Consider the following 14,135-nt stretch of genomic DNA (forward strand, 5'->3'; position numbering starts at 1 on the left):
TCCGCTCCGCTGCCGGCCCCGCCCCGGCACTCCCTCACCGAGAACGCTCGCCGACCCCGGTACGGTTCCGCCACAGATCCTCCTGGACGCCGAGGCGCTCGCGCAGCCGGGTCATCTGCGGCCGCTTCGCCCGCTGGTCCCGGGACACCCGGTCCAGCTCCTCGAGCAGCCGGCGGGTGCGGTGCTCGGTGTCCAGCTCGTCGATCATCCGGTTCACCTCGGTCAGCACGGCGCCCATCAGATGCCAGTGCGCCCAGTCCTCCCGGACCTCCTCACGGAGCAGCTCGGCGAGTCGGTCGCGGGTGCCGGCCGCCGTGTGCAGCTCGGCCGTGAGCCGGGCCTCGGCGGACTCGGCGTTCTCGCTCAGGTGGGTGGTCACCAGCACGGCGAAGCTGACCACCGCGTCGGCGATCTCGGAGAGCAGCTTTTCCACGGTGGCCCCCACCCGGGGCGGAAACAGTTCCTCGCTGCCGCGGGCCTTCGCCAGATCCGTGAAGGAACGGGCCAGCACCCGCAGGACGACCGTGCAGATCTCCAGCGTGTCCAGGCCGGTGCGCAGCACCACCCGGTACAGCAGGCCCTCCTTGACCCGGGGGTTGAGCCGCAGGCTGTCCTCGGCCTGCCGCAGCGCCGCGTCCACCTGGACGATGTGGTGGTCCAGCCGGCGTGCCTCGTGCAGCCGCTCGGCCGCCAGCTGCCAGGGGGTGCGGCCCGCGGCCTCCTCACCCATCCGCAGCATCAACTGCCGCACCCGGCGCGCCAGGTCCTCGATCGACTGCCCGGCCTCGTCCACCCACACCGGGGGCGGCAGCAGCAGGTTGCAGGCCATCCCGACGACCGCGCCGATCAGGGTCTCCACGATCCGCGCCCAGGCCGTGAAACCGACCGTGGTGACGCCGAGCACCAGCATGGCGCTGATCGCCACCTCGGCCACGTACTCGTCGACCCGCACCAGATGCCCCACGGCCAGCGAGGCCACGATCAGCAGCGCCAGGCTCCACCAGGTCAGCCCCACCAGAAGGCTGAAGGCGATGGCGACCAGCACCCCGGCCACCACCGAGTTCACCCGGCGGATGCCGTTGGTGAGCGTGGCGTAGAACGTCACCTGGACGACCAGCAGGGCGGTGAGGGGAGCGGTCAGCGGGGCCGGCTCGGGACTCAGGCGCAGCGCGATGACGTAGGCGATCGTCGCCGCCGTGGCCGACCGCAGTGTCTGGACGACCACAGGCGCCCGGCGGCGCCCCACCAGGCGCCTCAGTTCCGCGGTCCACTTCCGTACGTCGAGCATCCTTTGGCCTGTTCCCTTTCCTCGGGTGCGTCGAACGTGCCCGGTCGAGGACCGCGCCGGTCCGCGAGGGTGATGCGTGCTGCGGCCGGCCCCCGGGTCCGGCGGGGGCCGGCCTCAGCTCCGGGACGGCGGACAGCTCCATGGCCACGGTGGGCCACCGGTCAGCAGGGTTGCGGCATGACACGGCATCGGATCGGAACAGCCCTGGCCCTGCTCGTCGCCCTCACCGGCGTCGGCGCCGTCGTACCCCTGACCGCGTCGGCGACCACCGACACATACGCCGTAGCCCGGACCGCGTCGGCGACCACCGCCGCAGACTTCGCCGTGCAGACCGCGTCGGCGACCGCACGCGACGCGGTCGTCGCCGCTCTCGACCGGGCCGCGCGCCCGCTGCGCACCGTCGAGCCCGGCGGCGCCGACGGCGACCTGCGCCCCCTGGACCGGATGGTCGGCGGCGCCCGGGTGGTCGGCGTCGGCGAGGCCACCCACAGCTCCCACGACTTCTTCGCCCTCAAGGACCGCCTCTTCCGCCATCTGGTCGAGGAGAAGGGCTTCCGGACCTTCGCCCTGGAGGCGAGCCGGAGCACCGGACAGCGGCTGGACGCCTACGTGGTGCACGGCACCGGAGACCCGCGGCGGATCCTGCGCGAGGAGTTCCAGCGCGACTACCTGTGGTGGAACAACACCGACTATCTGCGGCTCGTGGAGTGGATGCGCGCCTACGACGTCCGCCATCCGGACGACCCCGTCCGCTTCCTGGGCGACGACATCGGCTGGGGCGGGCCGGAACTCTACGACGCGGTGACCGACTACGTGGCCGGCACCCACCCGGAGGCCGACGACCGGTTCGCGGCGCTGTATCGCGGACTGCGGCCCAGCGTGCCCACCGGGCCGTACATGGAGCAGTACCTGAACAAGCCGTACGCCGAGCGCAAGGAGATGGCCGGGCGCACCGGCCGTGCGCTGGAGCTGCTGAAGCGGCTCGGCCCGGGCCGGGACCGTGCGGCGTACGACGTGGCCGTGCAGAGCGCCACGGCCGTGGACCAGGTCGCACGGCAGTACGGATTCGACTTCGCCGACCCGGCACAGGTCGCCGCGAGCATGCGCTACCGCGACGAGTCGATGGCCGCCAACGTGGTGTGGTGGCAGGAGCACACCGGCACCAAGGTGCTGCTGTCCGCCCACGATGCGCACGTCGCCTACGAGACCATGGACCGCGCCCACTACCCGAAGATGCAGGGCGCCTTCCTGCGCGACCGCCTCGGCGCCGGCTACGTGAGCGTGGGCCTGACCTTCGACCGGGGCTCGTTCAACGCCACCGGCCCGGACGGCGCCATCCACCGCTGGACGCTCGGCCCCGCGGGCCCGGGCAGCAACGAGGCGACCTTGGACCGGGTGCGGTACGGCGACTACGTGATCGACCTGCGCCGGCTCGGCTCACCCGCCGGCGCATGGCTGGACCGGGCCCGGCCGACCCGCAGCATCGGCACCGACTACCCCGACGAGGGTCCCTACGACGTCGCGCTCGCCCGCAGCCACGACGTGCTGATCCACCTTCACCGCGTCGAGGCGGCCCGGTTGCGCGACCGGTAGCAGGTCGAGGCGACGTGGAGGCCGAGGAGAGCTGTCAGGCGTAGAGCTTGCCGATGAAGGCGGACAGGTTGCCCGTCGTACGCGCGATCTGCTCCTCCAGGGTCAGGCTCTCTTCGAACCGACCGCCGGACTCAGGCACCTTCTTGCCGCGCACGTACAGCGAGCACGCCAGGTCCGTGCACATGTACACCCCCACCGAGTTGCCCTCGCGGCCCGCCGTGCCCGCCTTCGGGGCGGTCATCAGCGACACGCCGCCGCCGGGATGTGTCGTCAGGCACACCGAACACATGCTGCGGTGCAGGAACCCGCGCCGGGCGGCCGGGAAGCGCAGGGCCACGCCGACGAGCCGGCCCTCCCGCTCGGTGACCAGGTAGCTGCGGTCCGGCGCCCCGGGATCCCGCCAGCCGAGGAAGTCCAAGTCGTCCCACGGGCGTTCACCGAGATCGCGCGGGACCGCCAGGCGCTTGGCCTCTCCCTTGGAGCAGTTGATGAAAGAGCTGCGGATGTCCTGCTCGGTGAGGGATTTCATCAGGGGGTCCTTCCGGATTCTGCGCATGAACCTAGAGGGTCTAGGTTCATGGCTAGCCTAGGTAGCCAAGGGGAGGGCGTGCCAATGGATTTCCGGGAAGCGCTGCCGCCGCGTGTCCGGCGGGCGGTGGACCATGTGGCCGGGCGGACGTCCGGCCCACCGCTCGACCCGGGCCTGCGCATCACGCTCGACTTGCACCCCGACCGGGTGTCCGCCGGAGTGCCCCTCCTCAAGGCGCCGGCCCGGGACGGCGCCTGCCACTCGCAGTTCGTCACCGGCACCAGCAACGGCGCGCTCACCGCACACCCCGGCGGCGACCGCCGGCGCTGGGAGAGCCGCATCTCCGGCGGCGCGTACGACGAAGCGGCCCCGGCGGAGCGCCCGGTGTACGACGCGCTGGACTTCCGCCGTCAGTCGGTCGGCGCGGCACCGCGCTTCGGCTCCTCGCATCTGAGGCTTTCTCCGGACCGGTCCTGGCCCGGGCCACCTTCTGCTACCCGGACAGCGCCGCCGAGCCCACCGACTTCGGCGTGGCCCCGGCCATGCCCCTCGTCGCGCTCGCCGAGGCGGACGAGCCGAACGCCCTCAACGACTACATCGAGAGCCATGTGCACAGACGCAGCCTGCTGGCCCGGGACGTGGAGGCGCTCGTCCTCGACGCGAGCTACCGGGGCACCCCCGTGGAGACGGCGGCCCGGAGCCTGCCCTTCTCCCTCGCCCGGCACGCCGGCTACCGGCTCAGGGTCACGGAACTGCGCCGCCACGCCGACTACCGCGGCCAGGAGTACGCCGACCTCGGAGCCCGGATCGCCGAGCGCGGCATGGTCGCCCCGCGCGTCATCGGCGACGTGGCCCGCACCGGCCTGTACCACCTCCAGGACCTGAAGATGGTCTGGCACACCCTCGCTCGCTTCGGAGCACCCGAGGGTGCGGGCACGGCTTGTCCCCGACGAGGTCTGGGACCTGCTGAACGCCGGGGCCCGGGTGTACGTCTGCGGCGACGGCTCCCGTATGGCACCCGGAGTTCGCCAGGCGTTCCGTACCCTGTACCGGGAACGGACCCCCGGCGCCGACGAGGCGGCGGCCGGGCGGTGGCTCGACTCGCTCGTGACGGACGGGCGTTACGTCGAGGACGTGTACGCGGCGGGCTGACCCGCGCGGGAGGGGGGACGGTGGGGGAGTCGGAGGAGCGGGCCCGGCGGGTCCGGGGCGCGGCGGGCATCGGGCCCGGCCGTCCGGCCGGTGCGGTGGTCGGAGCGGTCCCGGACGACGCCCGCCGCTGCGGGGCCCGGCTGCCCCGCCCCGCCGGAGCCGCCCACGACACCCGGGACGAGGTCAGCGTGTCACCGCGCCCCGCCCCGTCCCCCTCGACCTGTGGCGCGGCGGCACCCTCGTCGCCCGCCCGCCCGGGGGCCCGCGCAACGACGGCCTCGTGGGCGGCGACCTCATGTTCCGGGGAGATCTCGTGGCCGGCTTCGTCTCCCTTGCTCTGCCGGACCGGCAGAGCAAGGGGCGTGCCACCCCCCTCCCCTTAGCTCATTACATGAAATAAGGGGTGTAGGAAAGTCGCGGCGGACCTGTTCCGAGGGGTATGTTGCAGGTCGGGACACGGTTCGAAGGGAGCCACATGACGGGGCGGAACGGGCGCACGGTACGTGATCTCAGACGGGGTAACCGCACGGCCGTGTTGCAGCGGCTGTACTTCGACGGCCCGCTGAGCCGCTTCGAGCTGGGCCCGGCCACCGGACTGAGTTCCGGCTCGGTCAGCAACGTGGTCGCGGACCTCGTTGCCGACGGACTGGTCGAGGAGGCCGGCAGCGTCGACTCCGACGGCGGCCGCCCCCGCACCCTGCTGCGCGTCTCCCCGCACAGCGGCCAGATGATCGGCGTCGACGTCGGCGAGACCCGGGTCCGCGTCGAGCTGTTCGACCTGGCGCTCACCGAACTCGCCCGCGCCGAACGCCCGCTGACCCCGCAGGGCGACGACGGCTACGACGTCGACGTCATCGTCCGTCACATCCGCGACGGCATCGCCGAGGTCCTCGGGGCCGACGAGGCCTCGCCCGAGCGCCTGCTCGGCGTCGGTGTCGGCGTCCCGGGCATCGTCGAGCACACGGCGGACCGGGGTGCCCTCGTGCACGGACAGACCATCGGCTGGGACGCGGTCCCGCTGGAGGAGCTGCTCCGCTCGACCTCCCGACTGCCGGGCACTGTCCGGTACTTCATCGACAACGGCGCCAAGACCCTGGGCCAGGCCGAGATGTGGTTCGGCGCCGGGCGCGGCGCCCGCAGCGCGGTGGTCGTGCTCTTCGGTTCCGGCGTAGGCGCCTGCCTGGTCACCCCCGAGGTGGAGAACGGGCGGGCCGTCGAGTGGGGGCATCTGACCGTACGGGTGCGGGGGCGCCGCTGCCGGTGCGGTGCACCCGGCTGCCTGGAGGCCTACGCCGGTGCCGAGTCGCTGCTCGACCGGTGGCGCGAGGAGGGCGGACGGCCGCCCGAGGGCACGGACGAGGAGACCGCCCTCACCGCGATGCTCGCCGCCGCCTATCCGACCGAGGGCAGGGAGCCCGACCCGGTCGCGCTCGCCGTCCTGGAGGAGACCGCCGAGTACCTGGGTGCCGGCCTGTCCGACCTGATCAACCTGTTCCAGCCCGAGCGGATCCTGATCGGCGGCTGGGCCGGACTCCAGCTCGGCACCCGGTTCCTGCCCGCCGTACGGCGCCACGCGCGGACGTACGCCCTGCGCTACCCGGCCGACAAGGTCACCATCGACCTCGGCCGGCTGGGACCCGACGCGGTCACGGTCGGCGCGGCGATCCTGCCTCTCGCCGACTTCTTCGCCCGCGGCGGCCACCGTGCCGAACCGGCTGTCGAGGACCGCCACCCCGCCTGGCAGGCCGCGCTGGAGGAGCGGGCCCCGCGCTGACCAGGGGAACGGTATGACGCACATCACGGCACCCGTCTGGAACACCATAGGGTAGTTGCCCGTTGAACCAGCCGTGGGTGCGGATGGGACAGTGTCCCCGGGCCTCACCTTTTGCCCACAGGGACGATCGTTCGGCTGAAGCCCTGTGGAGCCTTTCGCCGAGAGGCGACCGCCATCCGTGCCCACCACCTGGCCGCCCCGGCCGTGATTCCCCCGTCACGGTCGGGGCTTTTTCATGGGGCCCGGGCCGGCGTACGTACGGCCCTCCCGCGTCCAGGCCAGCAGCTCCTCGGCCGGCCAGGTGGTCACCACCCGTTCGGCGGGCACCCCGCACTCCTCGGCCCGGGCGCAGCCGAGGATCTGCCAGTCCAGCTGGCCCGGCGCGTGCGCGTCGGTGTCGACCGAGAACAGCACCCCGGCGGCCACGGCCCTGCGCAGCAGCCGCCTCGGCGGGTCCAGCCGCTCGGGGCGGCTGTTGATCTCCACGGCCGTACCCGACTCGGCGCAGGCCGCGAACACCTCGTCCGCGTCGAACTCCGACTCCGGGCGGCCACGGCCCGTGACCAGGCGTCCCGTGCAGTGGCCCAGGACGTCCGCATGCGGATTCCGGACGGCGGCCACCATCCGGCGGGTCATCGAGCGGGCGTCCATCCGCAGCTTGGAGTGCACGGACACCACCACGACGTCCAGCTGCTCCAGCAGTCCGGGCTCCTGGTCCAGCGAGCCGTCCTCCAGGATGTCGCACTCGATGCCGGTGAGGAGCCGGAACGGCGCCCACCGCGCGTTCAGGTCCGCCACCACCGCCAGCTGCTCGCGCAGCCGCTCCGCCGACAGACCCCGGGCCACGGTCAGCCGGGGGGAGTGGTCGGTCAGGGCCGTCCACTCGTGGCCGAGCCGGGCCGCCGCGCGCCCCATCTCCTCGATCGGGCTGCCGCCGTCCGACCAGTCCGAATGGGTGTGGCAGTCCCCGCGCAGCAGGGCCCGCAGCTCGGTGCCACCGTCGGCGGCGAGCTGCGTGCCGGTCTCCTCCTCCAGGGTGCGCAGATAGCCGGGCACCTCCCCGGCCAGGGCCTCCCGCACCACCTGTGCGGTCTTCGGGCCGACCCCCTTCAGCGACCCCAGGGTCCCGGCCGCCGCCCGCTCGGCGACCTCGCCCTCGGGCAGCGCGGACAGCACCCGGGCGGCGGTGCGGAAGGCTCGTACCCGGTAGGTGGGCGCCAGCGAACGTTCCAGCAGGAAGGCGATCCGGTCCAGGGCCGCGACAGGATCCATGGCCACCTCCAGCTCGCTGTGCCCCTCCAGGGTTCCCCAGGGCCGCACCCGCCGCACGAGGAGGGGTCGCCGGTTCACCGACGGCCCCTGCCCCCTGTTCGCCTCCGACGGCCCCTGTCTCCCGGACGGCGCGTGCGGACGAGTCGTCGGCGCGCGTAGCGTTCTACGCTCTATTTCATGACCGAACAAGGAGTTCCCCACATCTCCCATCCGCGGGTCCTCGTGCTCGGCGTGTGCCCCGGCAAGCCGGGTGATCCGCCCTTCCGGATCATGGAGATCGACGGGCGGGTCATCGGTGAGGTCAGAACCGTGACCGACGTGCTGGAGGCCGCCGCCGCCCACGGCATCCCCATCCATGACCTCGACGACCCGGACTCGATCCGCTGGGTGGGCGGCGGCAAGTACACCTGGTCGCTGCACTGAGCCGGGCGGCTCAGCCGACCGTCCACTTCTGGTTGGCCCCGCCCGAGCACGTCCAGATCTGCAGCCGGGTGCCGTTGGCCGAGTTGTTCCCGGTCACGTCGAGGCACTTGTCCGCCTGCGGATTGACGATGTCGTGCGCCGCCGAGACAGCCCACTTCTGGTTCGGGCCGCCCGTGCAGTCCCACAGCTGAACGGTCGAACCGTCCGCCGTTCCGTTGCCGGTGACGTCCAGGCACTTGCCGAGCGCCCGGATCGTGCCGTCCGAGCCGACCGTCCACTGCTGGGCGGCCGTGCCGTTGCAGTCGTAGAGCTGGACCGCGGTGCCATTGGCGGAGTTCGCTCCGGCCACGTCCGCGCACTTGCCGGCCAGGCCCCGGATCGGGGCGCCGGCCGCGCTGTCACTCGTGGTCACCGACACCGAGTCGACCACCAGCTGCTGCGGGAACTGTGTGGAGCCGTCCGGGTCGCCCGGCCAGTAGCCGCCGACCGCCAGGTTCAGGATCAGGAAGAACGGCTTGTTGAACACCCAGGTCTTCCCGCCCAGGTCGGCGGGAGTGCGCCGCTGGTAGACGTTCCCGTCCACCGACCAGGTGATCGAGTCGGGCGCCCAGTCGACGGCGAAGGTGTGGAAGGCGTCCGCGAAGGCCTGCCCGTTCGGCAGGGTGTAGCCCGCGCCTATGCCGCCCGAACCGGAGTAGCCGGGACCGTGGATGGTTCCGTGCACCGTGGAGGGTTCGAATCCGACGTTCTCCATCACGTCGATCTCGCCCGAGTCCGGCCAGTTGACCGGCGTGCCGAGCATCCAGAACGCGGGCCACATGCCCTGCCCGCGCGGGATCTTCATCCGGGCCTCGACATGGCCGTACTGCGCGTTGAACTTCCCGGCGGTGTTCATCCGGGCCGAGGTGTACTGGCAGCTGCCGTACCAGCACTGGTAGCCGGCCGGGTTCTCCTTCCGGGCCGTGATCACCAGATGGCCCTGACCGTCCAGGGCCGCGTTCCTGGTGCCGGACGTGTAGTACTGCCGCTCGTGGTTGTTGACGTTGTCGCCGGTCTCCAGCGTCCACTTCGAGCCGTCGACCGCGGAGCCCGCGGATCCGTCGAAGGTGTCGGAGAAGGTGGTGACGGCCGCGGCCGCCGGTGCGGCGGTCTCGGCCCGGGCCGGACCGACGGCGGCCGAGCCGACCAGCGCGGCCGACAGGGCGGCGAACAGACATCTGCGGAGCAGGCGCGAGGAGGCCATGGCTCTCCGTTCGGGTGGGGGGTGCGACGCCTCTTGATTTAAGAAGTGAGATAAGTGGGCGTCAATACCTTGGTACGGACCTCTCGCTGACGATCACTCGGCCGACGGAATGCGCACGCGCGCATGCACCGCACGCCCGAACCGCCGCCCGAGCAGCAGCCAACCGACCAGTGCCCCCGTGGTGTTGAGGACGACGTCATCGATGTCGAAGGCCCGCCCGGTGACCAGCGCCCCCTGGACCAGCTCCACCATCAGCATCACGAGCGCGGTGAGCGCCAGCACCTGGAGCACCCCTCGCGCGCGGGGCGCGAGGACCGGCACCAGCACCCCGAACGGCACGCCGAGCAGCACGTTCCCGCCGATCTGCCGGACCGCGTCCCGCACCTGCGCGTGATCCACGTAGGCCTTCAGGGAGCGGCCGGGGTGCAAGTTGGCGTGTGTCAGGGACACCGACGCCGGTGACGGCTGCAGCGTGAGCCGGGCCAGGACCACGGCGAACGCCACCATGAACGCGAAGGCGGCCAGCATCGCCAGCAACCGCACGGGGAGCACGAGCGCGTGCCGCGTGGGTGCCGGGCGAGCCCCCTCGGCGCGCTCCCGCTTCGTCGGAGCGCGCAGAATCCCGGGTAGACGCAGGGCGGTACGGGCCATGTGCTCCTCCAGTGTTCAACTTCCCTGTGCTGTAAGGCGGTTACCCGCAGAGCGGCGGGTGATGCCGCCGCCCGGGCGGCGCCGGACGCGCACCGGTCGGGAGGTGCCCACGCCGCCGTCCAGCGGACGCCGCACGGAATCCTGCTGGGCCTGGTCTACCGCCTGCTCGTCGTGGGCCTCGCCGCCCTCGCCGTGACCCGCCCGCGCCGGACGGCCGCCCCCGACCGGGCCCTGTCCCTGCGCCGCCTGCAGCCGGGCCACGTCGGCGACTACGTGGCCCGGCTGCTGGTCGGCGCCACCTGCTGGGCGCGCCGGCCCTGCCCGGGATGCCGGCCCGGCTGATCGAGGGGCGCGGCTCAGGACCCGTACGAGACGTGTACCTCCTTGAAGCCGAGCGAGCGCAGCAGCCCCTCCAGCATGCCGGTGGTGTTGGTCTCGGCCCGCGTGGTCAGCCCGCTGCCCTTCGCGGCACCACCGATGTGCTGCACGGCGAGCTTCTGCACCGCCTGCTCGCTGTTGGGGTTGTCCGAGAACAGGTCGCCGAGCCGGTCGAGCAGACCGCGCTGCTTGGACACGGCGTAGGAGTGGTCGGGGTCCAGGGCCGGCCTGCCGAGCCGGGCGTGCGGCAGCCGGAGGGTCGCCGACGTGCGGTCGGCGTTGACCGTCACGTCCTTCTCGCCGACCAGGCCGAGGTCGACGTACGCGTCCACGGTGCCCGCGCCGACGTACAGGGTGCGGCTGCCGCGGATCGCGTCGGGCAGGTACTTGGCGTTCTTCTCCAGGTCCACGACGACCTGGAAGGTGCCCGAGGCGGCGTCGTATCGGCTCATGTCCTGAATGGACTTGAGGAGTGCGGGGCCGGATCGGTCGTGCGACTCGGTGCCGAACAGGTCCTTGATGCCCGGGAGCACGGCCAGCCTGATACCCGCGAACAGCACCGCGAGCACCAGGACGAACGCCGTGAGCAGCTTCGCCCAGCCGGGCATGCGCCGGGGCAGTCGTGTGACGGAAGTCGTCATGTCGACGGTCCTCCTTCCTGCTCACCGGATTCCCGTCAATCGCCGTCCCATCCCCCCGCGTTGGCCGATCGGCACCCAATGACGTACGCGCCGGGTCACTTCCTTGGCGCAGGACCCCGGAGGACGAAGGCCGGGGGCAGGCCGGGCCGCACCAGCGGGCTGCGGTCCACGCGTGCCGAAGCGCTCGCGGAACCGGCGGCGAGCCTGCGGCCGGGCGCGGTCGAGTCCGGTGTGCGCGTCGGCGGCTGACCGGCGCGCTCACCGCCCGCCCGGGCGCACCAGTCCGTGGTCGAAGGCGAACACCACCGCATGGACGCGGTCGCGCAGCGCGAGCTTGTCCAGGACCCGGCCGACGTGCGTCTTCACGGTCGCCTCCCCGACGTGGAGCCGCCCGGCGATCTCCGCGTCGGCGACGGCGCCTACGCCAGCCAGCGTACCTCCGCCGACCAGCTGAAGGTCCCCGACCCGCGCCCCGCCCTGCGCCGCGTCCCGGTCCTGGTGCTGCGCGGCGACTGCGACCACAAGAACCCCGGTATAGCCCGCGAATACGCCGACGTCCTGCCCGAGGCCACCCTGGTGACCGTCCCCGACGCCGGCCATCTGATCGACACCGAGCAGCCGGAGGCCTACCGGCGGGGCGTCACCCGGTTCCTGAGCTGACCTCCGGGGGTGGGACACCGGTGCCTGGTGAGGCGTGCACCGCCAGTAGCATGACCGGCGCAGCCCGTGGTGATCATGCGAGGAGCGGATCGTGCGAGACATCGCCGTCTTCAGTGGCAGTGCCCACCCCGAACTGGCTCAGGAGGTCTGCGCCCACCTGGGCGTACCGCTCAGCCCGACCCGGGTCAGCCGGTTCGCCAACGACTGTCTGGAGGTGCAGCTTCAGGCCAACTGCCGGGAGCGGGACGTCTTCCTGATCCAGCCGCTGGTCAGGCCGGTGCAGGAGCACCTGGTGGAGCTGCTGCTGATGTGCGACGCGGCCCGGGGTGCCTCGGCGGGCAGGATCACCGTCGTGATGCCGCACTACTCCTACGCCCGCTCCGACAAGAAGGACGCGCCCCGCATCTCGCTCGGCGGGCGGCTGGTCGCCGACCTGCTGGTGGCGGCGGGAGCGAGCCGGGTCCTCGCCATGACCCTGCACGCACCGCAGGTGCACGGCTTCTTCTCGGTGCCGGTGGACCACCTCCACGCCCTGCGCGAACTGGCCTCGCACTTCAGGCAGTACGACCTGACGCGCACCACGGTCGTCTCCCCGGACCTCGGCAACGCCAAGGAGGCCGCCGCCTTCGCCCGGCTGATCGGCGCGCAGGTGGCGGCCGGCGCCAAGCAGCGGTTCGCGGACGACCGGGTGAGCATCAGCTCCGTCATCGGCGAGGTCACGGACCGGGACGTCATCGTCCTGGACGACGAGATCGCCAAGGGCAGCACCGTCCTCGAACTCCTGGACAAACTAAGGGAGTTGGGGCCTCGCTCGATCCGGGTGGCGTGCACGCACGGCCTGTTCGCGGCCGGTGCGCTCAAGCGGCTGAGCGAGCAGCCCGACGTGCTGGAGATCGTGTGCACCAACACCGTTCCGGTGCCCCTGGACGAGCACACCGACAAGCTGCACGTCCTGTCCATCGCCCCGGCCTTCGCCGAGGCCGTACGACGCATTCACAATGGTGAGTCCGTGAGCGCCCTGTTCGAGGAGCCGCGCGGCGCCTGAGCGGGAAGGAGCGGCGCGGCACCCTGCGGTCTGCAACCGCTCTCACAGTGAGCCGGACGCGGCCTCGGGCTGCCCCAGGGCCGCGTCCAGCGTCGGCTGCGGCGGCAGCAGCCGGGACAGGCCGGTGACCCGGAAGACGCGCAGGGTCAGCGGGTGCGTGCACACCAGGTGTAGCCGCCCGCCGCGCTCCAGTACCCGGCTGCGGGCCCGGTAGAGGAGGCGCAGCCCCGAGCAGTCGAAGAACTCCACGGACCGCAGGTCGATCACGATGCGGACGCCGGGCCGGTCGGTGACCCGGTCCAGGGCGGGAGTGATCTCCGTCGCCGCGGCGATGTCGATCTCGCCGCGGAACTCCAGCACCGTGTGCCCGCGGTCCTCGCGTATGCGTAGATGCCGGGTGTGCGGCGTGGGTTCCTGCTGCACGGCATCACCTCCCACGCGCGCCTGGAAAACCGTTTCTAGACCGTCAAGTTACCCCCGACAGAAGGAATTTGAGCATGTTCGATTGACATATGTCTTCCAGTTTCGCGTTGCAGGTCGTTCTGGGACGCGTCGGCGACCGGCGTCGGTCGACACGAACGTTCCGGCCCGCCCCTGCGTCGGAGGAGCGCAACGACGGTCAAGGAACAGGGGCGGGCATGCGCAGGGGACTTGTGGCGTTGACGGTGCTGGCGGCCGTGACCGCGGTGGGGTGCGACGACGGCACCGGAGTGCGGGTGGTGGTCAAGGGCACGCCTCCGCCCACCGCGTACAGCGGTCCGCTGTACGTCCCCACCCAGGCCGTGGACGACAACAGCCCCCGGTCCGTGCACCTGGCCTCCGGAGCCGCCGGCCGGGCGCTGGAGTGCGACGGGGAGATCTTCGAGGGCGCCGGCCCCGACGGGTGGAGCAAGTCGGACGGCGGTGACACACCGGAGGAGGGGCTGAAGCTCTACTTCGACATGGACCAGCCGGTGCAGCCCGACCACGGCTACCGCGCGGAGCGCAAGGAGGCGGACCGGGTGCTGTACTCCTTCGACGTCAAGGGCCGCACCAAGGTGGCCGTCGTGGTGGCCAAGGACCAGAAGGGCCGGCCCGGTTGGGGCCCGGAGACGCACGCCTCCTGCGACCCCGCCGAACTGCCCGCGAAGTACGCGGCCGCCCAGGACTGGGAGGTCTGGACGGACCGGAACGGCGAGCGGGTACCGGTGAGCCGGCTCACCAGCTCGACCGGCCCGGAACACTGCAACTGGCAGTCCGCCCACTTCCTCGACCTGGACGACCGCACCTACGTCCGCGACCCGGACGGCGTGCTCGGCGGCGAGGGCCTGCTCACGGCGCCGTACCGCAAGAACGTCCGTATGCCGGCGGCCGCTCGCGACACCGGGTACCACTCCCGCGGCCGGCGTCTGTGGCTCACGGACGACCGGGACACGGCCTACGTCCGCACCTCCGGCGGTGTGGAGGCCTGGCCGCAGGCGAAGCACGACGTCGGCTGCAAGTGACC

The 14,135-nt window shown here is 72.2% G+C and carries 14 protein-coding genes and 3 pseudogenes; 9 read left to right on the top strand and 8 right to left on the bottom strand.

Going from position 1 to position 14,135, the window contains the following annotated elements:
• Nucleotides 1–34: 34 nt before the first annotated feature.
• Entirely contained in the window at nt 35–1,288 is a 1,254-nt protein-coding gene (locus ABZ471_RS29935; protein WP_359070708.1) for an aromatic acid exporter family protein, read from the bottom strand.
• 177 nt (nt 1,289–1,465) lie between these two features.
• On the opposite strand from ABZ471_RS29935, the gene ABZ471_RS29940 reads away from it, so the two are divergent.
• Complete coding sequence (locus ABZ471_RS29940) at nt 1,466–2,881, top strand: erythromycin esterase family protein (protein WP_359070709.1); 1,416 nt, start codon at nt 1,466–1,468, stop codon at nt 2,879–2,881.
• A gap of 34 nt (nt 2,882–2,915) precedes the next feature.
• On the opposite strand, the gene ABZ471_RS29945 is transcribed toward ABZ471_RS29940, so the two are convergent.
• Complete coding sequence (locus tag ABZ471_RS29945) at nt 2,916–3,410, bottom strand: FBP domain-containing protein (protein WP_359070710.1); 495 nt, start codon at nt 3,408–3,410, stop codon at nt 2,916–2,918.
• A gap of 84 nt (nt 3,411–3,494) precedes the next feature.
• On the opposite strand from ABZ471_RS29945, the pseudogene ABZ471_RS29950 reads away from it, so the two are divergent.
• The 3 genes and pseudogenes from ABZ471_RS29950 to ABZ471_RS29960 form a co-directional block, all read left to right on the top strand.
• Nucleotides 3,495–4,351 (top strand): annotated as a pseudogene (locus ABZ471_RS29950) (DUF3626 domain-containing protein); the annotation flags it as partial.
• Between the two features lie 7 nt (nt 4,352–4,358).
• Nucleotides 4,359–4,562, top strand: a pseudogene (locus ABZ471_RS29955) (hypothetical protein); the annotation flags it as partial.
• A 475-nt stretch (nt 4,563–5,037) separates the two neighbouring features.
• Nucleotides 5,038–6,336: an ROK family transcriptional regulator gene (locus ABZ471_RS29960; protein ID WP_359070711.1), complete on the top strand. Its 1,299-nt coding sequence runs from the start codon at nt 5,038–5,040 to the stop codon at nt 6,334–6,336.
• A 216-nt stretch (nt 6,337–6,552) separates the two neighbouring features.
• On the opposite strand, the gene ABZ471_RS29965 is transcribed toward ABZ471_RS29960, so the two are convergent.
• The gene (locus tag ABZ471_RS29965; RefSeq protein WP_359070767.1) at nt 6,553–7,608 is read right to left on the bottom strand and encodes a PHP domain-containing protein; all 1,056 of its coding nucleotides are present in this window, start codon (nt 7,606–7,608) and stop codon (nt 6,553–6,555) included.
• 177 nt (nt 7,609–7,785) lie between these two features.
• On the opposite strand from ABZ471_RS29965, the gene ABZ471_RS29970 reads away from it, so the two are divergent.
• Complete coding sequence (locus tag ABZ471_RS29970) at nt 7,786–8,031, top strand: hypothetical protein (protein WP_359070712.1); 246 nt, start codon at nt 7,786–7,788, stop codon at nt 8,029–8,031.
• Nucleotides 8,032–8,041: 10 nt separating this feature from the next.
• Here the strand turns inward: ABZ471_RS29970 and ABZ471_RS29975 are convergent, their stop codons facing one another.
• The gene (locus ABZ471_RS29975; protein WP_359070713.1) at nt 8,042–9,274 is read right to left on the bottom strand and encodes a family 16 glycosylhydrolase; all 1,233 of its coding nucleotides are present in this window, start codon (nt 9,272–9,274) and stop codon (nt 8,042–8,044) included.
• Between the two features lie 93 nt (nt 9,275–9,367).
• A complete protein-coding gene (locus ABZ471_RS29980; protein ID WP_359070714.1) occupies nt 9,368–9,925 on the bottom strand; it encodes a VanZ family protein in 558 nt (185 codons plus the stop codon).
• Between ABZ471_RS29980 and ABZ471_RS29985 the strand changes: the two genes are divergently transcribed.
• Nucleotides 9,926–10,267, top strand: coding sequence for a hypothetical protein (locus ABZ471_RS29985; RefSeq protein WP_359070716.1), 342 nt, complete (start codon nt 9,926–9,928; stop codon nt 10,265–10,267).
• 14 nt (nt 10,268–10,281) lie between these two features.
• Here ABZ471_RS29985 and ABZ471_RS29990 read toward each other — a convergent pair whose 3' ends face one another.
• The gene (locus tag ABZ471_RS29990; protein WP_359070718.1) at nt 10,282–10,944 is read right to left on the bottom strand and encodes a DUF4230 domain-containing protein; all 663 of its coding nucleotides are present in this window, start codon (nt 10,942–10,944) and stop codon (nt 10,282–10,284) included.
• A gap of 258 nt (nt 10,945–11,202) precedes the next feature.
• Nucleotides 11,203–11,358: pseudogene (locus ABZ471_RS29995) on the bottom strand (LuxR C-terminal-related transcriptional regulator); the annotation flags it as partial.
• Between ABZ471_RS29995 and ABZ471_RS30000 the strand changes: the two are divergent.
• Both ABZ471_RS30000 and ABZ471_RS30005 read left to right on the top strand, forming a co-directional pair.
• Nucleotides 11,299–11,604: an alpha/beta fold hydrolase gene (locus tag ABZ471_RS30000; RefSeq protein WP_359070773.1), complete on the top strand. Its 306-nt coding sequence runs from the start codon at nt 11,299–11,301 to the stop codon at nt 11,602–11,604. The pseudogene ABZ471_RS29995 and the gene ABZ471_RS30000 sit on opposite strands and share 60 nt — an antisense overlap.
• A gap of 91 nt (nt 11,605–11,695) precedes the next feature.
• Complete coding sequence (locus ABZ471_RS30005) at nt 11,696–12,649, top strand: ribose-phosphate pyrophosphokinase (RefSeq protein ID WP_359070719.1); 954 nt, start codon at nt 11,696–11,698, stop codon at nt 12,647–12,649.
• A 42-nt stretch (nt 12,650–12,691) separates the two neighbouring features.
• On the opposite strand, the gene ABZ471_RS30010 is transcribed toward ABZ471_RS30005, so the two are convergent.
• Nucleotides 12,692–13,072, bottom strand: coding sequence for an anti-sigma factor antagonist (locus ABZ471_RS30010; protein WP_359070720.1), 381 nt, complete (start codon nt 13,070–13,072; stop codon nt 12,692–12,694).
• 215 nt (nt 13,073–13,287) lie between these two features.
• Here ABZ471_RS30010 and ABZ471_RS30015 point away from each other — a divergent pair, with 215 nt between their 5' ends.
• The gene (locus ABZ471_RS30015; protein ID WP_359070722.1) at nt 13,288–14,133 is read left to right on the top strand and encodes a hypothetical protein; all 846 of its coding nucleotides are present in this window, start codon (nt 13,288–13,290) and stop codon (nt 14,131–14,133) included.
• Nucleotides 14,134–14,135: the final 2 nt, after the last annotated feature.

The sequence above is a fragment of the Streptomyces sp. NPDC005728 genome, from assembly GCF_040630895.1.
Lineage (GTDB): Bacteria > Actinomycetota > Actinomycetes > Streptomycetales > Streptomycetaceae > Streptomyces.